Source organism: Streptomyces sp. NPDC048297, from assembly GCF_043201585.1.
GTDB lineage: Bacteria > Actinomycetota > Actinomycetes > Streptomycetales > Streptomycetaceae > Streptomyces.
Window position 1 is genome coordinate 242,305 of sequence record NZ_JBICZA010000005.1, and the last position, 18,152, is coordinate 260,456.

Genomic DNA, 18,152 nt, shown 5'->3' on the forward strand with positions numbered 1-18,152 from the left:
TTGAGATGCCTCGTAGCTTGAAGAAGGGACCCTTCGTCGACGACCACCTGATCAAGAAGGTGGATGTCCAGAACGAAGCCGGTACCAAGAACGTCATCAAGACCTGGTCCCGTCGCTCGATGATCGTCCCGGCCATGCTCGGCCACACGATCGCGGTGCACAACGGCAAGATCCACATCCCGGTGTTCGTCACCGAGTCGATGGTCGGCCACAAGCTCGGCGAGTTCTCGCCGACGCGCACCTTCCGGGGTCACGTCAAGGACGACCGGAAGTCGAAGCGCCGCTAATCGCGGATCGCATTCAGACACGTAAGTAACTGAGAGGGACAACCATGGAAGCCAGGGCCCAGGCGCGGTACATCCGCGTTACGCCCATGAAGGCCCGCCGCGTGGTGGACCTTATCCGTGGCATGGACGCCACGGAGGCTCAGGCGGTCCTGCGATTCGCTCCGCAGGCCGCCTCAGTGCCCGTCGGCAAGGTGCTCGACAGCGCCATCGCCAACGCCGCGCACAACTACGACCACACCGACGCCGACAGCCTCTTCATCTCCGAGGCCTACGTCGACGAGGGCCCGACCCTGAAGCGGTTCCGCCCGCGTGCCCAGGGCCGTGCCTACCGGATCCGCAAGCGGACCAGCCACATCACCGTGGTCGTCAGCAGCAAGGAAGGAACCCGGTAATGGGCCAGAAGGTAAACCCGCATGGGTTCCGGCTCGGTATCACGACCGACTTCAAGTCGCGTTGGTACGCCGACAAGCTGTACAAGGACTACGTCAAGGAAGACGTCGCCATCCGTCGGATGATGACGTCCGGCATGGAGCGCGCCGGCATCTCGAAGGTGGAGATCGAGCGCACCCGTGACCGTGTCCGTGTGGACATCCACACCGCGCGTCCGGGCATCGTCATCGGCCGCCGTGGCGCCGAGGCCGACCGCATCCGCGGCGACCTCGAGAAGCTCACGGGCAAGCAGGTCCAGCTGAACATCCTCGAGGTCAAGAACCCCGAGACCGACGCTCAGCTGGTTGCCCAGGCCGTTGCCGAGCAGCTCTCCTCCCGCGTCTCCTTCCGCCGCGCCATGCGTAAGAGCATGCAGTCGGCGATGAAGGCCGGTGCCAAGGGCATCAAGATCCAGTGCGGTGGCCGCCTCGGTGGCGCCGAGATGTCCCGCTCGGAGTTCTACCGCGAGGGCCGCGTGCCCCTGCACACGCTCCGCGCGAACGTGGACTACGGCTTCTTCGAGGCCAAGACGACCTTCGGCCGCATCGGCGTGAAGGTCTGGATCTACAAGGGCGACGTGAAGAACATCGCCGAGGTCCGCGCCGAGAACGCTGCGGCCCGTGCGGGTAACCGCCCGGCCCGCGGTGGTGCCGACCGCCCGGCCCGTGGTGGCCGTGGTGGCGAGCGGCGCGGTCGCAAGCCGCAGCAGGCTGCCGGCGCCGAGGCCCCCAAGGCCGAGGCTCCCGCGTCCGCTCCGGCTGAGAGCACCGGAACGGAGGCCTGACCGACATGCTGATCCCCCGTAGGGTCAAGCACCGCAAGCAGCACCACCCGAAGCGCCGTGGTCAGGCCAAGGGCGGTACGACTGTCGCGTTCGGCGAGTACGGCATTCAGGCCCTCACGCCGGCGTACGTGACGAACCGCCAGATCGAGGCGGCTCGTATCGCGATGACCCGCCACATCAAGCGTGGCGGCAAGGTCTGGATCAACATCTACCCTGACCGCCCGCTGACCAAGAAGCCCGCCGAGACCCGCATGGGTTCCGGTAAGGGTTCGCCGGAGTGGTGGATCGCGAACGTTCACCCGGGGCGGGTGATGTTCGAGCTGTCCTACCCGAACGAGAAGATTGCGCGTGAAGCTCTGACTCGTGCGGCCCACAAGCTGCCGATGAAGTGCCGGATCGTCAAGCGCGAGGCAGGTGAAGCGTGATGTCGGCCGGTACCAAGGCGTCCGAGCTGCGCGAGCTGGGCAACGAGGAGCTTCTCGCGAAGCTCCGCGAGGCCAAGGAAGAGCTGTTCAACCTCCGCTTCCAGGCGGCGACGGGTCAGCTCGAGAACCACGGCCGTCTCAAGGCGGTCCGCAAGGACATCGCGCGGATCTACACCCTGATGCGCGAGCGTGAGCTGGGCATCGAAACGGTGGAGAACGCCTGATGAGCGAGAAGAACGTGACTGAGAACGCAGAAGCCCGCGGCTTCCGCAAGACCCGTGAGGGTCTCGTCGTCAGCGACAAGATGGACAAGACCGTCGTCGTCGCCGTCGAGGACCGCGTCAAGCACGCGCTGTACGGCAAGGTCATCCGCCGTACGAACAAGCTCAAGGCGCACGACGAGCAGAACGCTGCGGGCGTCGGCGACCGCGTCCTCCTCATGGAGACCCGGCCGCTGTCCGCGACGAAGCGCTGGCGCGTCGTCGAGATCCTCGAGAAGGCCAAGTAGGTAGTTCCCGCAAGGGAATTCCAAAAAAGTACGTTCCTGCGGGGCATTCCTCGCAGGACAGTTCCGCCAGGCTCGGCAGGGGCTTCCACCACTGAAGCCCCTGCCGGGAACCGGCAGACAAACAGGAGATAGACGTGATCCAGCAGGAGTCGCGACTGCGCGTCGCCGACAACACTGGTGCGAAGGAAATCCTTTGCATCCGTGTGCTCGGTGGCTCCGGTCGCCGCTACGCGGGCATCGGTGACGTCATCGTCGCCACCGTCAAGGACGCGATCCCCGGTGGCAACGTGAAGAAGGGTGACGTCGTCAAGGCGGTCATCGTTCGCACCGTCAAGGAGCGCCGCCGTCCGGACGGCTCGTACATCCGCTTCGACGAGAACGCCGCTGTCATTCTGAAGAACGACGGCGACCCTCGCGGCACCCGCATCTTCGGCCCGGTCGGCCGTGAGCTGCGCGAGAAGAAGTTCATGAAGATCATCTCGCTCGCGCCGGAGGTGCTGTAAGCATGAAGATCAAGAAGGGCGACCTGGTCCAGGTCATCACCGGTAAGGACAAGGGCAAGCAGGGCAAGGTCATTGCCGCTTACCCGCGCGAGGAGCGCGTCCTGGTCGAGGGTGTCAACCGGGTCAAGAAGCACACCAAGGCCGGCCCGACCGCCAGCGGTTCCCAGGCCGGCGGCATCGTGACCACCGAGGCCCCGATCCACGTGTCCAACGTTCAGCTGGTCGTGGAGAAGGACGGCAACAAGGTCGTCACGCGCGTCGGTTACCGCTTCGACGACGAAGGCAACAAGATCCGCGTTGCCAAGCGGACGGGTGAGGACATCTGATGGCTACCACCACCACTCCGCGTCTGAAGACGAAGTACCGCGAGGAGATCGCGGGCAAGCTGCGTGACGAGTTCAAGTACGAGAACGTCATGCAGATCCCCGGCCTCGTCAAGATCGTGGTCAACATGGGTGTGGGCGACGCCGCCCGCGACTCCAAGCTGATCGAGGGCGCCATCCGCGACCTCACCACGATCACCGGCCAGAAGCCGCAGGTCACCAAGGCCCGTAAGTCCATCGCGCAGTTCAAGCTGCGTGAGGGCCAGCCGATCGGTGCCCACGTCACGCTCCGTGGCGACCGCATGTGGGAGTTCCTGGACCGCACCCTGTCGCTCGCGCTCCCGCGCATCCGCGACTTCCGCGGCCTGTCCCCCAAGCAGTTCGACGGCCGTGGCAACTACACCTTCGGTCTCACGGAGCAGGTCATGTTCCACGAGATCGACCAGGACAAGATCGACCGCGTCCGGGGTATGGACATCACCGTGGTCACCACGGCGACCAACGACGCTGAGGGCCGCGCGCTCCTTCGTCACCTCGGCTTCCCGTTCAAGGAGGCGTGAGCGAGATGGCGAAGAAGGCTCTGATCGCTAAGGCTGCTCGCAAGCCCAAGTTCGGTGTGCGTGGCTACACGCGCTGCCAGCGCTGCGGCCGTCCCCACTCCGTGTACCGCAAGTTCGGCCTGTGCCGCGTGTGCCTTCGTGAGATGGCTCACCGTGGCGAGCTGCCGGGCGTGACCAAGAGCTCCTGGTAATCCCCCATTTAGGGGATTCCTGAAGCTCTCGGTAAGCAACTGGGTCGGCAGGGGCCCTTCTCCACATGCCGTAGGCTTGTGGGGTTGGGCGTCTGCCGCGCCCGTACGACTTACTACGCCGTAGGTCCACCGCGCCGCACCCGTCCCGTCTCGGATCGGGGAGAGGGATGGCGCACCAGGAAACCCCGGCGAGAGAGGCCGAAGGCCAATTCATGACCATGACTGATCCGATCGCAGACATGCTTACGCGTCTGCGGAACGCGAACTCGGCATACCACGACTCCGTGACGATGCCGGCATCGAAGATCAAGTCTCACATCGCGGAGATCCTCCAGCAGGAGGGCTTCATCACGGGCTGGAAGGTCGAGGACGCCGAGGTCGGTAAGAACCTCGTTCTCGAGCTGAAGTTCGGCCCGAACCGTGAGCGCTCCATCGCGGGCATCAAGCGGATCTCCAAGCCCGGTCTCCGGGTTTACGCGAAGTCCACCAACCTGCCGAAGGTGCTGGGCGGCCTCGGCGTGGCGATCATCTCCACGTCGCACGGGCTCCTCACCGACAAGCAGGCCGGCAAGAAGGGCGTGGGTGGGGAAGTCCTCGCCTACGTCTGGTAACGGAAGGGAACGGAGGAAACAGCTATGTCGCGTATTGGCAAGCTCCCCATCACGGTTCCCGCCGGCGTGGACGTCACCATCGACGGCCGTACGGTCTCGGTCAAGGGCCCCAAGGGCTCGCTGATCCACACCGTCGTGGCGCCGATCGACATCGCCAAGGGTGAGGACGGCGTTCTCAGCGTCACCCGCCCCAACGACGAGCGTCAGAACAAGGCCCTGCACGGCCTGTCCCGCACGCTGGTGGCGAACATGATCACCGGCGTGACCCAGGGTTACGTGAAGAAGCTCGAGATCAGCGGTGTCGGTTACCGCGTGACGGCCAAGGGCTCGAACCTCGAGTTCGCGCTCGGCTACAGCCACCCGATCACCGTCGAGGCGCCCGAGGGCATCACCTTCAAGGTGGAGAGCCCGACCCGCTTCCAGGTCGAGGGCATCGACAAGCAGAAGGTCGGCGAGGTTGCGGCCAACATCCGCAAGCTGCGCAAGCCCGACCCGTACAAGGCCAAGGGCGTCAAGTACGAGGGCGAAGTCATCCGCCGCAAGGTCGGAAAGGCGGGTAAGTAAGCCATGGCATACGGGCAGAAGATCCTCAAGGGCGACGCCTACAAGCGCGCCGCGATCAAGCGCCGTCACATCCGGATCCGCAAGAACCTTTCCGGTACGGCGGAGCGTCCCCGTCTGGTCGTGACCCGCTCCAACCGCCACATCGTGGCGCAGGTGATCGACGACCTCAAGGGCCACACCCTGGCGTCCGCGTCCACTCTGGACGCGTCCGTCCGCGGTGGCGAGGGCGACAAGTCCTCGCAGGCCAAGCAGGTCGGCGCCCTGGTCGCCGAGCGCGCCAAGGCCGCCGGTGTCGAGGCTGTCGTGTTCGACCGTGGTGGCAACCAGTACGCCGGGCGCATCGCCGCCCTGGCGGACGCCGCCCGCGAAGCCGGGCTCAAGTTCTGAGCCTGCCGTAGCTAGCGGAAACAGAGAGAGGTAATTCCAATGGCTGGACCCCAGCGCCGCGGTGGCGGTGCCGGTGGCGGCGAGCGGCGGGACCGGAAGGGCCGTGACGGCGGCGCTGCTGCCGCCGAGAAGACCGCGTACGTTGAGCGCGTCGTCGCGATCAACCGTGTCGCCAAGGTTGTGAAGGGTGGTCGTCGCTTCAGCTTCACCGCGCTGGTCGTGGTGGGCGACGGTGACGGCACCGTGGGTGTCGGTTACGGCAAGGCCAAGGAGGTGCCGGCCGCCATCGCCAAGGGTGTGGAGGAGGCCAAGAAGCACTTCTTCAAGGTCCCCCGTATCCAGGGCACCATCCCGCACCCGATCCAGGGTGAGAAGGCTGCCGGCGTCGTGCTGCTCAAGCCCGCGTCCCCGGGTACCGGTGTTATCGCCGGTGGTCCGGTGCGTGCCGTGCTCGAGTGCGCCGGTATCCACGACATCCTGTCGAAGTCGCTCGGCTCCGACAACGCGATCAACATCGTGCACGCCACGGTGGCGGCCCTCAAGGGTCTGCAGCGTCCGGAGGAGGTCGCGGCCCGCCGTGGTCTGCCTCTCGAGGACGTCGCTCCCGCCGCCCTGCTGCGTGCGCGTGCCGGGGCGGGTGCGTGATGGCACAGCTCAAGATCACGCAGGTCAAGTCCTACATCGGCAGCAAGCAGAACCACCGTGACACCCTGCGTTCCCTTGGTCTCAAGGGCATCAACACGCAGGTCGTCAAGGAGGACCGCCCCGAGTTCCGCGGCATGGTGCACACCGTCCGCCACCTCGTGACGGTCGAGGAGGTCGACTGATCATGGCGGAGCAGAACCCGCTCAAGATCCACAACCTCCGTCCCGCCCCGGGCGCCAAGACCGCCAAGACCCGTGTCGGTCGTGGTGAGGCGTCGAAGGGTAAGACGGCCGGTCGTGGTACCAAGGGTACGAAGGCTCGTTACCAGGTTCCGGAGCGCTTCGAGGGTGGCCAGATGCCGCTCCACATGCGCCTCCCGAAGCTGAAGGGCTTCCGGAACCCGTTCAAGACCGAGTTCCAGGTCGTGAACCTCGACAAGCTGGCCGCGCTCTACCCCGAGGGTGGCGAGGTCACGGTCGAGGGTCTGGTGGCCAAGGGTGCCGTTCGCAAGAACAGCCTCGTCAAGGTCCTCGGCCAGGGCGAGATCTCCGTGGCGCTGCAGGTGACGGTCGACGCCGTCTCCGGCTCCGCCAAGGAGAAGATCACCGCTGCGGGCGGTACGGTCACCGAGCTGGTCTGAGCATTTCAGGTCACTCGATGACATAGACGATCCCGACCGGGGATACCTCACAATGGGGTATCCCCGGTTGGTCGTTCCGGGGGAGGCAGTGTCGCCGGTAAGGTGGCCTGCACTGTTCCTTTTCTGTATCCGTCGAACCTCAAGACCGTCACCCTTGACGCAGTTGCGCGGGGGTCGCAGGAGGCACCGTGCTCACCGCGTTCGCCCGGGCGTTCAGGACGCCCGACCTGCGCAAGAAGCTGCTCTTCACGCTGGGCATCATCGTGGTCTACCGGGTCGGTACCCACATCCCGATCCCCGGCGTCAACTACAAGGCCGTCCAGACCTGCGTGAGCGAGGCGTCCGGCAATCAGGGGCTCTTCGGTCTCGTCAACATGTTCAGCGGCGGCGCGCTGCTCCAGATCACGATCTTCGCGCTCGGGATCATGCCGTACATCACGGCGAGCATCATTCTCCAGCTGCTGACCGTGGTTATCCCGCGCCTGGAGGCCCTCAAGAAGGAGGGCCAGGCCGGTACGGCGAAGATCACGCAGTACACGCGTTATCTGACGGTGGCGCTCGCCATCCTGCAGGGCACCGGCCTGGTGGCCACCGCCCGCAGCGGCGCGCTCTTCAACGGCTGCTCGGTCGCCCAGAGCATCGTCCCGGACCAGGCCATCTTCACCACGATCACGATGGTGATCTGCATGACCGCCGGTACGGCCGTCGTCATGTGGCTCGGCGAGCTGATCACCGACCGCGGCATCGGCAACGGCATGTCGATCCTGATGTTCATCTCGATCGCCGCCACGTTCCCGTCCGCGCTGTGGGCCATCAAGAAGCAGGGCTCGCTGGCCGGCGGCTGGATCGAGTTCGGCACCGTCATCCTGGTCGGCCTGGTGATGGTCGCGCTGGTCGTCTTCGTCGAGCAGGCCCAGCGGCGCATTCCGGTGCAGTACGCGAAGCGCATGATCGGCCGCCGTTCCTACGGTGGGACGTCCACGTACATTCCGCTCAAGGTCAACCAGGCGGGTGTGATTCCTGTCATCTTCGCCTCGTCGCTGCTGTACATTCCGGCGCTCGTCGCGCAGTTCTCGGGCGGCAATTCGGGCTGGAAGCAGTGGATCACGGCGAACCTGACCAAGGGTGACCACCCGATTTACATCACTCTGTACTTCTTGCTCATCGTGTTCTTCGCGTTCTTCTACGTGGCCATCTCGTTCAACCCCGAGGAAGTCGCGGACAACATGAAGAAGTATGGTGGCTTCATCCCGGGCATCCGGGCTGGCCGACCGACCGCTGAGTACCTCAGCTACGTGCTCAACCGGATCACCTGGCCGGGTTCGCTGTATCTGGGTCTTATCGCTCTCGTACCAACAATGGCGTTGGTCGGCTTCGGGGCAAGCCAGAACTTCCCGTTCGGTGGCACCAGCATCCTGATCATCGTGGGTGTCGGTCTTGAGACGGTGAAGCAGATCGAGAGCCAGCTCCAGCAGCGCAATTACGAAGGGTTCCTCCGCTGATGCGTATCGTCCTCGTCGGGCCGCCTGGTGCCGGTAAGGGAACGCAAGCCGTCCGTCTCGCCGAAAAGCTGAAGATCCCGCACATCTCCACGGGAGACCTGTTCCGGGCCAACATCAGCCACCAGACGGAGCTGGGCAAGCTCGCGAAGTCCTACATGGACGCCGGCAACCTCGTGCCCGACGAGGTGACCATCGCGATGGCCAAGGACCGCATGGAGCAGCCGGACGCCGAGAACGGCTTCCTGCTCGACGGCTTCCCGCGCAACGTCTCGCAGGCCGAGGCGCTCGACGAGCTGCTCACGACCGAGGGCATCACGCTGGACGCGGTCCTGGACCTGGAGGTCCCGGAGGACGAGGTGGTCAAGCGGATCGCCGGCCGGCGCATCTGCCGCAACGACTCGTCGCACGTGTTCCACGTGACGTACAGCCCGGCGAAGCGGGAAGGCGTCTGCGACGTCTGCGGCGGTGAGCTGTACCAGCGCGACGACGACCGCGAGGAGACCGTCCGCACGCGGCTGGAGGTCTACCACACGCAGACCGAGCCGATCATCGACTACTACAAGGCGCAGGGCCTGGTCGTCACGATCTCCTCCCTTGGCCCGGTCGACGAGATCACGCAGCGGGCCCTGGAGGCCCTCAAGCACGAGAAGGCCGAGAACAAGTAGATCGCGGTCCTTCCGGCCGCGGTGCCCCCCGGGGCGCCGCGGCCGTAGTGTTGTTCAGGTAACCCAGTCGACGTGACGAGTGACGGAGAGCGCAGGCCCCCCATGGTGCAGATCAAGAGCCCCGAGCAGATCGCCAAGATGCGTGCGGCGGGGCTGGTCGTCGCCGCCATCCACGCGGCCACCCGCGAGGCCGCGGTGCCGGGCGCCAGCACCAGGGATCTGGACGAGGTCGCCCGCAAGGTGCTGGCCGAGCACGGCGCCAAGTCGAACTTCCTCGGCTACGGCGGCTTCCCGGCGACCATCTGCACCTCCGTGAACGACGTCGTCGTCCACGGCATCCCCTCCGACGACGTCGTGCTCGAGAACGGCGACATCATCTCCATCGACTGCGGCGCGATCGTCGACGGCTGGCACGGCGACGCCGCCTTCACGGCCTTCGTCGGTTCCGGTCACGCCCCGGAGCTGATCGAGCTGTCCCGGGTGACCGAGGAGTCGATGTGGGCCGGCATCGCGGCCATGAAGCAGGGCAACCGCCTGATCGACATCTCCAAGGCGATCGAGACGTACATCCGCCGCCAGCCGAAGCCCGGCGGCGGCAAGTACGGGATCATCGAGGACTACGGCGGCCACGGCATCGGCACCGAGATGCACATGGACCCGCACCTGCTGAACTACGTGGACCGCCGCCGCGGCAAGGGCCCCAAGCTGGTTCCCGGTTTCTGCCTCGCCATCGAGCCGATGGTCTCCCTCGGCACCCCGCGCACCGAGGTCCTTCAGGACGACTGGACCGTCATCACGACGGACGGCACCTGGTCCTCCCACTGGGAGCACTCCATCGCCCTCACCGAACAGGGCCCCCTCGTCCTGACCGCCCCGGACGGCGGCAAGGCGAAGCTGGCGGAGTACGGCATCACGACGGCTCCCGACCCGCTTGCATAGGGATCACCGGCGTGGGGCAGACTTCCTCGATTCGTGTTTCCGGGTGCGCTGACGTAGACTGACTCGTCGGCTCTCGTGCACCCGCATGTCCGCATGCTCGCGAGAGAGTCGATCAAGGTAGTCGATTCGAAGGGCGAAGCGTGGCCAAGAAGCAAGGTGCCATCGAGATCGAGGGCACTGTCGTCGAGTCTCTGCCGAACGCCATGTTCAAGGTCGAGCTCCAGAACGGCCACCAGGTCCTGGCACACATCAGCGGCAAGATGCGTATGCACTACATCCGCATCCTCCCTGACGACCGGGTCGTGGTGGAGCTGTCTCCGTACGACCTGACGCGTGGCCGGATCGTCTACCGGTACAAGTAGATCTTGCCCGCATCCCGCTGCGGCGGGGTGGTGGCACTGACCCGGAGAACCTCAATCCCATGAAGGTCAAGCCGAGCGTCAAGAAGATCTGCGACAAGTGCAGGGTGATCCGCCGTCACGGTCGGGTCATGGTCATCTGCGAGAACCCGCGCCACAAGCAGCGCCAGGGCTGACGCACGACCGATCCCTCTGCACCCGCAGAGATTCGCGCGACGCAATCTGAATATGTTCATACGCAGAGCCCGAGCCATCCAGCTCGACACCCCCGGTTCGGAGGCCGGGGACCCGGTTCGTACCTCGTACGGCGGCCGGGAGTCGGCTCTGCGGAAGACCTCCGAAGATCACCAGGAGCCATTGAATGGCACGCGTTTCCGGTGTCGACATCCCGCGCGAAAAGCGCGTGGAGATCGCCCTCACCTACGTGTTCGGCATCGGCCGGACCCTCTCGCAGGAGACGCTGGCTGCGACCGGCGTCGACCCGAACACCCGCGTCCGTGACCTGACCGAAGAGCAGCTGGTCGCGATCCGCGAGTACGTCGACAACAACATCAAGACCGAGGGTGACCTCCGTCGCGAGATCCAGGCCGACATCCGCCGCAAGGTGGAGATCGGTACCTACCAGGGTCTGCGTCACCGTCGCGGTCTGCCCGTCCGCGGTCAGCGCACCAGCACCAACGCTCGTACCCGCAAGGGCCCGCGTCGCGCCATCGCCGGCAAGAAGAAGCCGGGCAAGAAGTAGTCCGCAGCGGACACCTGTCCACGGTCTTCGCTGTAGGACCGACCACCTCCCGTAGGAGTTAGTAGATGCCCCCCAAGGGTCGTCAGGGCGCTGCCAAGAAGGTGCGCCGCAAGGAAAAGAAGAACGTCGCTCACGGCCACGCGCACATCAAGAGCACGTTCAACAACACGATCGTCTCCATCACGGACCCGTCCGGCAACGTGATCTCCTGGGCCTCCGCCGGTCACGTCGGCTTCAAGGGCTCCCGGAAGTCCACGCCGTTCGCCGCGCAGATGGCCGCCGAGTCGGCTGCCCGCCGCGCCCAGGAGCACGGCATGCGCAAGGTCGACGTGTTCGTGAAGGGCCCGGGTTCCGGTCGTGAGACCGCGATCCGCTCCCTGCAGGCCACGGGCCTCGAGGTCGGCTCCATCCAGGACGTCACCCCGACCCCGCACAACGGCTGCCGCCCGCCGAAGCGTCGTCGCGTCTGACGCGTCGCGCTGCGCGCACCAGCGGTTCCGGGCGGTACGGCTCCTTCGGGCCGTGCCGCCCGTACCCTTGCAGGACCCGCACTTCTCGTGGGTGCGGTTTTCCGTCGGACGTCAAATAGTGGGCGTCCACGAAAGAAGGATCTGATCCACACATGCTGATCGCTCAGCGTCCCTCGTTGACCGAAGAGGTCGTCGACGAGTTCCGCTCCCGGTTCGTGATCGAGCCGCTGGAGCCGGGCTTCGGCTACACCCTCGGCAACTCCCTGCGCCGCACCCTCCTCTCGTCGATCCCCGGCGCTGCTGTCACCAGCATCCGTATCGACGGTGTCCTGCACGAGTTCACCACCGTGCCGGGCGTCAAGGAGGACGTCACCGACCTGATCCTCAACATCAAGCAGCTGGTCGTCTCCTCGGAGCACGACGAGCCGGTCGTGATGTACCTGCGCAAGCAGGGCCCGGGTCTGGTCACCGCCGCCGACATCGCGCCCCCGGCCGGTGTCGAGGTGCACAACCCCGACCTGGTCCTCGCCACGCTCAACGGCAAGGGCAAGCTGGAGATGGAGCTGACCGTCGAGCGCGGTCGCGGCTACGTCTCCGCCGTGCAGAACAAGCAGGTGGGCCAGGAGATCGGCCGTATCCCGGTCGACTCCATCTACTCGCCGGTGCTGAAGGTCACGTACAAGGTCGAGGCCACGCGTGTCGAGCAGCGGACCGACTTCGACAAGCTGATCGTCGACGTCGAGACGAAGCAGGCCATGCGGCCGCGCGACGCCATGGCGTCCGCCGGCAAGACCCTGGTCGAGCTGTTCGGTCTCGCCCGCGAGCTGAACATCGACGCCGAGGGCATCGACATGGGCCCGTCCCCCACGGACGCCGCCCTGGCCGCCGACCTGGCGCTGCCGATCGAGGAGCTTGAGCTCACCGTTCGGTCGTACAACTGCCTCAAGCGTGAGGGCATCCACTCCGTGGGTGAGCTCGTCGCCCGCTCCGAGGCCGACCTCCTGGACATCCGCAACTTCGGTGCGAAGTCCATCGACGAGGTCAAGGCGAAGCTGTCCGGCATGGGCCTGGCCCTCAAGGACAGCCCGCCCGGATTCGACCCGACGGCCGCGGCTGACGCTTTCGGCGCCGATGACGATGCTGACGCCGGTTTCGTGGAGACCGAGCAGTACTGAGAACTCGGGCCGCACGGTCCGTGTTCGGGTGCGGGTGCGCTGTGCTTGATCGCGCAGTTCCCCGCGCCCCTTCCGGGAGCGCCCCTTCGGGGCTGCTCCCGGATCTCCGACGAGCAACCGCTCGCTCGGATACTGACTCCGGTACCTGATACGGCCGGAGCAGACACACAGGAGAAGAACAATGCCGAAGCCCGCCAAGGGTGCCCGTCTGGGCGGCAGCGCCGCGCACGAGAAGCTGCTCCTCGCGAACCTGGCGAAGAGCCTCTTCGAGCACGGCCGCATCACCACCACCGAGGCGAAGGCCCGCCGCCTGCGCCCGTACGCCGAGCGTCTGGTCACCAAGGCGAAGAAGGGCGACCTTCACAACCGCCGTCAGGTGCTCCAGGTGATCACGGACAAGAGCATCGTCCACACGCTCTTCACCGAGATCGGCCCGCGCTACGAGAACCGTCCGGGTGGCTACACCCGCATCACCAAGATCGGTAACCGCCGTGGCGACAACGCGCCCATGGCTGTCATCGAGCTGGTCGAGGCGCTGACGGTGCAGCAGAAGGCCGTCGGTGAGGCCGAGGCCGCCACCAAGCGTGCGGTCAAGGAGGCCGAGGAGGCCCCGGTCGAGACGACCGAGGCTGCCGAGGCTGCCGAGGCTCCCGCCGAGGAGTCGAAGGACGCGTAAGCGTTCGCGCCCCTGAGGCGTCTGCGGGCCCGTTCCCTTAGGGGAGCGGGCCCGCTTTTTTCGTACCTGAGAGGATTCCCGTGTGAGCGACGAAGTACAGCCCGGCCATGTCCGTGTCCGCCTCGACATCTCCTACGACGGCGGCGACTTCCACGGCTGGGCCAAGCAGGCCGGCGGCCGGCGGACCGTGCAGGGCGAGATCGAGGACGCCCTGCGCACGGTGACGCGGTCGCGTGAGACGTACGAGCTGACCGTGGCCGGGCGGACCGACGCCGGGGTCCACGCGCGCGGGCAGGTGGCGCACGTGGACCTGCCCGAGGACGTGTGGCGGGAGCACAACCAGAAGCTGCTGAAGCGGCTCGCCGGGCGGCTGGCGAAGGACGTGCGGGTGTGGGCCCTCAGGCCGGCGCCGAGCGGCTTCAACGCCCGGTTCTCCGCGCTCTGGCGCCGGTACGCCTATCGCGTCACGGACAACCCCGGCGGCGTCGACCCGCTGCTGCGGGGCCATGTGCTGTGGCACGACTGGCCGCTCGACGTCGAGGCCATGAACGAGGCGGCGCGGGCGCTGCTGGGGGAGCACGACTTCGCGGCGTACTGCAAGCGGCGCGAGGGCGCGACCACGATCCGCACCCTTCAGGAGCTGAGCCTTCAGCGGGGCGCGGACGGGATCATCACGGCCACCGTCCGGGCCGACGCGTTCTGCCACAACATGGTGCGCTCGCTGATCGGCGCGCTGCTGTTCGTCGGCGACGGCCACCGGGATCCGCAGTGGCCCGGGAAGGTGCTGGCCGCGGGCGTGCGGGACTCCGCCGTGCATGTCGTACGGCCGCACGGGCTGACGCTGGAGGAGGTCGGTTACCCCGCCGACGAGCTGCTGGCCGCCCGCAGCCGGGAGGCCCGGAACAAGCGCTCGCTCCCGACGGCGGGGTGCTGCTGAGCCGCGGGTGTCGTTGACCTGCGGGCGTCGCTGAGCCGGCGGTGCCGCCGGCTACTGGTTCGCCGCCGCGGAGGCCTGGGCCTGGCCGCGGCGGTAGATCTGGTTGAAGGTGAACTCGGCCAGGTCGTCGCCGGTGCGGAAGACCTGGGTGTCCTTCTTGGTCACGTCCTTGGCGTTCGTGAAGCCGCTGATCGTGAAGTAGGCGTAGCGGCCGACGGCGTTGCGCGTCGAGCGGCAGGTCGCCCCGTCGCAGAAGGGCTTGACGCCCTTGCCGGCCAAGGAGCGCACGATGCTGCTGTCGTCGCTCTGGGACTTGGCCTTCGCGGCCTGGGCCTGGGTGTCGAAGACGGCGACGCCGACGGTGACCGCGATGCCGCCGTCGGTGTAGGTGGCGCGGATCAGCCGGGTGCAGCCGTTCGAGGTGAGGATCTTCGGCAGGGTGCCGCCGGCGGCCGTGGCGCAGCTGCTGGTGTCGGCCGTGGCGCCCTTCTGGTACACCGTGTTGTTCATGGTCAGCCGGGTGCCGGGGAACAGGGTGTCCGCGCTGAGCGGGGCCTTGTCCTTCGCGGCGCCGGCTATGAAGTCCCTCGGGTCCAGCGGGGGCGGTGCGCTGGTCGGGGCGAAGGACGGCGCCGTGGCCGTGCCGCTCGGCAGGGAGGTGCTGGCGGGCAGGTCACCGGGGTTGCCGGAGGCCTTGTCGCCGCCGTCGCCGCTCGCGGAGACGACGGCCAGCGTGACGGCTGTGCCGACCGCGATCGTGGCCAGCGCGCCGCCGCCGACGAACAGCAGCCTGCGCCGTTTGTTGCGGGTCTCCGAGGCCTCGGCGAGCGCGGCCCAGTCCGGGGTGCCGTCGTCACCGCCGCCGCCACTCCAGGGCTGCTGCTGCTGGGAATGCGGTTTCCAGGGATCCCACTGAGACTGGGGTCCCCCCTGCCCGTAACTCATGGGGCGCATCTTAGACGGGGGCCGCGGGATGCCGGGACCGGTCCGCCTCCATGCCGTGTTTGTCCGCCGGCGGGGTCCGGCCCGCCCGTCGGCCCGCCCTGTCGGCCCGTCTGCCGGCATGCCTCGTTTTGACCCTTCAGGGGGCACCCAGGTATTCTGCTTCTTCGTTGTGTATTGGCTTGCTCATTCTCACGGGACGGGCCCTTACACCGGTCCACCGGGCCGATGACCAGCGATCAGCACACGGTTTGCGTCACCGTGGTGCGGTCGAGGCTGTCGTGATCGTTTCGGTGACCTGTTCAGGACCATTCACTCGAAGCGAAGGCTACGAACCGTGCGTACGTACAGCCCCAAGCCCGGCGATGTGACGCGCCAGTGGCACGTCATCGACGCTCAGGACGTTGTCCTGGGTCGTCTCGCCACCACCGCCGCGTCCCTTCTGCGGGGCAAGCACAAGCCGATCTACGCGCCCCACGTCGACACCGGTGACTTCGTCATCATCGTCAACGCCGACAAGGTGCACCTGTCCGGCAACAAGCGGACCCAGAAGATGGCGTACCGCCACTCCGGCTACCCGGGTGGTCTGCGCTCCGTCCGCTACGACGAGCTGCTGGACAAGAACCCCGAGAAGGCCATCGAGAAGGCCGTCAAGGGCATGCTCCCCAAGAACACGCTGGGCCGTCAGATGCTCTCGAAGCTGAAGGTCTACAAGGGTGACGTGCACCCGCACGCTGCGCAGCAGCCGGTGCCGTTCGAGATCACCCAGGTCGCGCAGTAAGTCCGGCCACCCCCTAAGACTGAAGAGAATCTGAGGAGAATCGTGGCCGAGACCACCGTTGAGCAGCCGGTCGAAGAGACCGAGCTTGTCGACATCGACAGCTACACCACCGAGTCCGAGGTTCCGGTGGAGGGTGAGTACACCTCCGAGTCCCTCGCCTCGCGCTTCGGCGAGCCCCAGCCGGCCGCCGGCCTGGGCCGTCGCAAGAACGCCATCGCCCGCGTCCGGATCGTTCCGGGCACCGGCAAGTGGAAGATCAACGGTCGCACCCTCGAGGACTACTTCCCGAACAAGGTGCACCAGCAGGAAGTCAACGAGCCCTTCAAGGTGCTCGAGCTCGAGGGCCGTTACGACGTCATCGCCCGCATCGCCGGTGGCGGTGTCTCCGGTCAGGCCGGTGCGCTCCGTCTCGGTGTCGCCCGTGCGCTGAACGAGGCCGACGTCGACAACAACCGCGGCCCGCTGAAGAAGGCCGGCTTCCTCAAGCGCGACGACCGTGCGGTCGAGCGCAAGAAGGCCGGTCTGAAGAAGGCCCGCAAGGCCCCGCAGTACAGCAAGCGCTAAACAGCAGCTGCCTGCTCGTACTCCGAACGCCCCGGCGGCACGCCACAGTGCCGTCGGGGCGTTCGTTTATCCCGGGCAAGGGCGTATAACGACACAAGACGCTCAACGGTTTGTGTGACCGGATGCCACGGCGCCTGTCACCGATCCCGGCGGCGTGGACGCTTCCTCAGGAGGACAAGTGGGACGACTCTTCGGCACGGACGGCGTGCGTGGCGTCGCCAACGCGGACCTGACGGCCGAGATGGCGCTCGGCCTGTCCGTCGCGGCGGCGCACGTGCTCGCCGAGGCGGGCACCTTCGAGGGCCACAAGCCGACGGCGGTGGTCGGACGGGACCCGCGCGCGTCCGGGGAGTTCCTGCAGGCGGCCGTGGTCGCGGGCCTGGCCAGCGCGGGCGTGGACGTGCTGATCGTCGGCGTGCTGCCCACCCCGGCGGTCGCGCATCTGACCGGCGCGCTCGGCGCCGACCTCGGCGTGATGCTCTCCGCCAGCCACAACGCCATGCCGGACAACGGCATCAAGTTCTTCGCCCGCGGCGGGCACAAGCTCGCCGACGAGCTGGAGGACAGGATCGAGGCGGTGTACGAGTCCCACCGTCACGGCGAGCCCTGGGAGCGGCCCACCGGTGCCGGGGTCGGGCGCGTGCGGTCGTACGACGAGGGCTTCGAGCAGTACGTCGCCCATCTGCTGTCAGTCCTGCCGAACCGGCTCGACGGCCTGAAGATCGTCCTGGACGAGGCGCACGGCGCGGCGGCGGGGGTCTCGCCGGCGGCGTTCTCCCGGGCCGGTGCCGAGATCGTCACGATCGGCACGGAGCCGGACGGCCTCAACATCAACGACGGCTGCGGCTCCACCCACCTCGACAAGCTGAAGGCCGCGGTCCTCGACCACGGAGCGGACCTGGGCATCGCGCACGACGGGGACGCCGACCGCTGCCTGGCCGTGGACCACACCGGCGCCGAGGTGGACGGCGACCAGATCCTGTCCGTTCTCGCGCTGTCCCTGCGCGAGCGCTCCGAGCTGCGGGCCGACACCGTCGTCGCCACCGTCATGTCCAACCTCGGCTTCAAGCTGGCGATGGAGCGGGAGGGCATCCGGCTGGTGCAGACCGCGGTGGGCGACCGGTATGTGCTGGAGGAGATGAAGCAGCACGGTTACGCCCTCGGCGGCGAGCAGTCCGGGCACGTGATCATCCTCGACCACGCGACCACCGGTGACGGCACGCTGACGGGCCTGCTGCTGGCGGCGCGGGTCGCGCAGACCGGCCGGTCGCTGCGGGAGCTGACCTCGGTCATGGAGCGGCTGCCGCAGGTGCTCGTCAACGTCCCGGACGTGGACAAGGCACGGGTGAAGACCTCGGCCGACCTGGCCGCCGCCGTCGCCGAGGCGGAGCGGGAGCTGGGGTCGACCGGGCGGGTGCTGCTGCGTCCCTCCGGCACCGAGCCGCTGGTCCGCGTGATGGTCGAGGCCGCGGACATCGACCAGGCCCGGACGGTGGCCGGCCGCCTGGCCGACGCGGTGAAGTCGGCGCTGGGCTAGATCAGC

At 67.1% G+C, this 18,152-nt stretch carries 30 protein-coding genes; 29 read left to right on the forward strand and 1 reads right to left on the reverse strand.

From position 1 onward, the window contains the following. Positions 1-5 precede the first annotated feature (5 nt). The 26 genes from rpsS (at position 6) to truA (ending at position 14,322) form a co-directional block, all read left to right on the forward strand. Positions 6-287, forward strand: a complete 282-nt coding sequence (gene rpsS, locus ACGFYV_RS07925) for a 30S ribosomal protein S19 (protein ID WP_030220994.1) — start codon at positions 6-8, stop codon at positions 285-287. A 44-nt stretch (positions 288-331) separates the two neighbouring features. Continuing rightward, positions 332-679 (forward strand): 50S ribosomal protein L22, encoded by a 348-nt coding sequence (gene rplV, locus ACGFYV_RS07930; RefSeq protein WP_003974262.1) that lies wholly within the window; start codon positions 332-334, stop codon positions 677-679. Continuing rightward, positions 679-1,500: a 30S ribosomal protein S3 gene (gene rpsC, locus ACGFYV_RS07935; RefSeq protein ID WP_066995710.1), complete on the forward strand. Its 822-nt coding sequence runs from the start codon at positions 679-681 to the stop codon at positions 1,498-1,500. Before rplV ends, rpsC begins: the two co-directional genes overlap by 1 nt. Positions 1,501-1,505: 5 nt before the next feature. Next, positions 1,506-1,925, forward strand: coding sequence for a 50S ribosomal protein L16 (gene rplP / locus ACGFYV_RS07940; protein ID WP_004927269.1), 420 nt, complete (start codon positions 1,506-1,508; stop codon positions 1,923-1,925). Next, complete coding sequence (gene rpmC, locus ACGFYV_RS07945) at positions 1,925-2,149, forward strand: 50S ribosomal protein L29 (RefSeq protein ID WP_007494763.1); 225 nt, start codon at positions 1,925-1,927, stop codon at positions 2,147-2,149. The genes rplP and rpmC overlap by 1 nt, the downstream gene beginning before the upstream one ends. Next, positions 2,149-2,433: a 30S ribosomal protein S17 gene (rpsQ, locus tag ACGFYV_RS07950; protein WP_018543912.1), complete on the forward strand. Its 285-nt coding sequence runs from the start codon at positions 2,149-2,151 to the stop codon at positions 2,431-2,433. The genes rpmC and rpsQ overlap by 1 nt, the downstream gene beginning before the upstream one ends. Before the next feature lie 134 nt (positions 2,434-2,567). Beyond that, positions 2,568-2,936 carry a 50S ribosomal protein L14 gene (rplN, locus tag ACGFYV_RS07955; RefSeq protein WP_003998823.1) on the forward strand — a complete coding sequence of 123 codons (369 nt, stop codon included), beginning with the start codon at positions 2,568-2,570 and terminating at the stop codon, positions 2,934-2,936. Positions 2,937-2,938: 2 nt separating this feature from the next. Continuing rightward, positions 2,939-3,262 carry a 50S ribosomal protein L24 gene (gene rplX, locus ACGFYV_RS07960; protein ID WP_030930498.1) on the forward strand — a complete coding sequence of 108 codons (324 nt, stop codon included), beginning with the start codon at positions 2,939-2,941 and terminating at the stop codon, positions 3,260-3,262. Further along, positions 3,262-3,819 (forward strand): 50S ribosomal protein L5, encoded by a 558-nt coding sequence (gene rplE / locus ACGFYV_RS07965; RefSeq protein WP_158923772.1) that lies wholly within the window; start codon positions 3,262-3,264, stop codon positions 3,817-3,819. Before rplX ends, rplE begins: the two co-directional genes overlap by 1 nt. A 5-nt stretch (positions 3,820-3,824) precedes the next feature. Further along, the gene (locus ACGFYV_RS07970; RefSeq protein WP_003948630.1) at positions 3,825-4,010 is read left to right on the forward strand and encodes a type Z 30S ribosomal protein S14; all 186 of its coding nucleotides are present in this window, start codon (positions 3,825-3,827) and stop codon (positions 4,008-4,010) included. A 212-nt stretch (positions 4,011-4,222) separates the two neighbouring features. Beyond that, positions 4,223-4,621 carry a 30S ribosomal protein S8 gene (gene rpsH / locus ACGFYV_RS07975; RefSeq protein WP_007384075.1) on the forward strand — a complete coding sequence of 133 codons (399 nt, stop codon included), beginning with the start codon at positions 4,223-4,225 and terminating at the stop codon, positions 4,619-4,621. Between the two features lie 24 nt (positions 4,622-4,645). Continuing rightward, the gene (rplF, locus tag ACGFYV_RS07980) at positions 4,646-5,185 is read left to right on the forward strand and encodes a 50S ribosomal protein L6 (protein ID WP_393877491.1); all 540 of its coding nucleotides are present in this window, start codon (positions 4,646-4,648) and stop codon (positions 5,183-5,185) included. Positions 5,186-5,188: 3 nt separating this feature from the next. After that, the gene (rplR, locus tag ACGFYV_RS07985; protein WP_073901437.1) at positions 5,189-5,572 is read left to right on the forward strand and encodes a 50S ribosomal protein L18; all 384 of its coding nucleotides are present in this window, start codon (positions 5,189-5,191) and stop codon (positions 5,570-5,572) included. Positions 5,573-5,611: 39 nt separating this feature from the next. Next, positions 5,612-6,217, forward strand: a complete 606-nt coding sequence (rpsE, locus tag ACGFYV_RS07990) for a 30S ribosomal protein S5 (protein ID WP_007494753.1) — start codon at positions 5,612-5,614, stop codon at positions 6,215-6,217. After that, on the forward strand, positions 6,217-6,399 hold the full coding sequence (gene rpmD, locus ACGFYV_RS07995; RefSeq protein WP_003974250.1) for a 50S ribosomal protein L30: 183 nt from the start codon (positions 6,217-6,219) through the stop codon (positions 6,397-6,399). The genes rpsE and rpmD overlap by 1 nt, the downstream gene beginning before the upstream one ends. Positions 6,400-6,401: 2 nt before the next feature. Next, positions 6,402-6,857 carry a 50S ribosomal protein L15 gene (gene rplO, locus ACGFYV_RS08000; protein ID WP_393877492.1) on the forward strand — a complete coding sequence of 152 codons (456 nt, stop codon included), beginning with the start codon at positions 6,402-6,404 and terminating at the stop codon, positions 6,855-6,857. 188 nt (positions 6,858-7,045) lie between these two features. Then, complete coding sequence (secY, locus tag ACGFYV_RS08005) at positions 7,046-8,359, forward strand: preprotein translocase subunit SecY (protein WP_393877493.1); 1,314 nt, start codon at positions 7,046-7,048, stop codon at positions 8,357-8,359. Next, a complete protein-coding gene (locus tag ACGFYV_RS08010) occupies positions 8,359-9,024 on the forward strand; it encodes an adenylate kinase (RefSeq protein ID WP_393877494.1) in 666 nt (221 codons plus the stop codon). The genes secY and ACGFYV_RS08010 overlap by 1 nt, the downstream gene beginning before the upstream one ends. Before the next feature lie 102 nt (positions 9,025-9,126). Continuing rightward, positions 9,127-9,963, forward strand: coding sequence for a type I methionyl aminopeptidase (gene map, locus ACGFYV_RS08015; RefSeq protein ID WP_393877495.1), 837 nt, complete (start codon positions 9,127-9,129; stop codon positions 9,961-9,963). Between the two features lie 140 nt (positions 9,964-10,103). Further along, the gene (gene infA, locus ACGFYV_RS08020; RefSeq protein WP_003948620.1) at positions 10,104-10,325 is read left to right on the forward strand and encodes a translation initiation factor IF-1; all 222 of its coding nucleotides are present in this window, start codon (positions 10,104-10,106) and stop codon (positions 10,323-10,325) included. A gap of 59 nt (positions 10,326-10,384) precedes the next feature. Next, positions 10,385-10,498, forward strand: coding sequence for a 50S ribosomal protein L36 (gene rpmJ / locus ACGFYV_RS08025; RefSeq protein WP_003998809.1), 114 nt, complete (start codon positions 10,385-10,387; stop codon positions 10,496-10,498). 185 nt (positions 10,499-10,683) lie between these two features. After that, positions 10,684-11,064: a 30S ribosomal protein S13 gene (rpsM, locus tag ACGFYV_RS08030; RefSeq protein WP_393877496.1), complete on the forward strand. Its 381-nt coding sequence runs from the start codon at positions 10,684-10,686 to the stop codon at positions 11,062-11,064. A gap of 65 nt (positions 11,065-11,129) precedes the next feature. Further along, entirely contained in the window at positions 11,130-11,534 is a 405-nt protein-coding gene (gene rpsK / locus ACGFYV_RS08035; RefSeq protein WP_003956432.1) for a 30S ribosomal protein S11, read from the forward strand. Positions 11,535-11,686: 152 nt separating this feature from the next. Then, the gene (locus tag ACGFYV_RS08040) at positions 11,687-12,709 is read left to right on the forward strand and encodes a DNA-directed RNA polymerase subunit alpha (protein WP_393877497.1); all 1,023 of its coding nucleotides are present in this window, start codon (positions 11,687-11,689) and stop codon (positions 12,707-12,709) included. Between the two features lie 181 nt (positions 12,710-12,890). Continuing rightward, positions 12,891-13,385 (forward strand): 50S ribosomal protein L17, encoded by a 495-nt coding sequence (rplQ, locus tag ACGFYV_RS08045; protein WP_393877498.1) that lies wholly within the window; start codon positions 12,891-12,893, stop codon positions 13,383-13,385. Between the two features lie 82 nt (positions 13,386-13,467). Next, entirely contained in the window at positions 13,468-14,322 is an 855-nt protein-coding gene (truA, locus tag ACGFYV_RS08050; RefSeq protein ID WP_393877499.1) for a tRNA pseudouridine(38-40) synthase TruA, read from the forward strand. A 51-nt stretch (positions 14,323-14,373) separates the two neighbouring features. On the opposite strand, the gene ACGFYV_RS08055 is transcribed toward truA, so the two are convergent. Next, positions 14,374-15,267: a hypothetical protein gene (locus tag ACGFYV_RS08055; RefSeq protein ID WP_393877500.1), complete on the reverse strand. Its 894-nt coding sequence runs from the start codon at positions 15,265-15,267 to the stop codon at positions 14,374-14,376. Positions 15,268-15,601: 334 nt separating this feature from the next. On the opposite strand from ACGFYV_RS08055, the gene rplM reads away from it, so the two are divergent. From rplM to glmM, 3 genes are all read left to right on the forward strand, one after another. Next, positions 15,602-16,045 carry a 50S ribosomal protein L13 gene (gene rplM, locus ACGFYV_RS08060; RefSeq protein WP_053661874.1) on the forward strand — a complete coding sequence of 148 codons (444 nt, stop codon included), beginning with the start codon at positions 15,602-15,604 and terminating at the stop codon, positions 16,043-16,045. Positions 16,046-16,087: 42 nt separating this feature from the next. Continuing rightward, complete coding sequence (rpsI, locus tag ACGFYV_RS08065) at positions 16,088-16,609, forward strand: 30S ribosomal protein S9 (RefSeq protein ID WP_030950653.1); 522 nt, start codon at positions 16,088-16,090, stop codon at positions 16,607-16,609. Positions 16,610-16,787: 178 nt separating this feature from the next. After that, positions 16,788-18,146: a phosphoglucosamine mutase gene (gene glmM / locus ACGFYV_RS08070; RefSeq protein WP_393877501.1), complete on the forward strand. Its 1,359-nt coding sequence runs from the start codon at positions 16,788-16,790 to the stop codon at positions 18,144-18,146. The last annotated feature ends 6 nt before the right edge of the window (positions 18,147-18,152 follow it).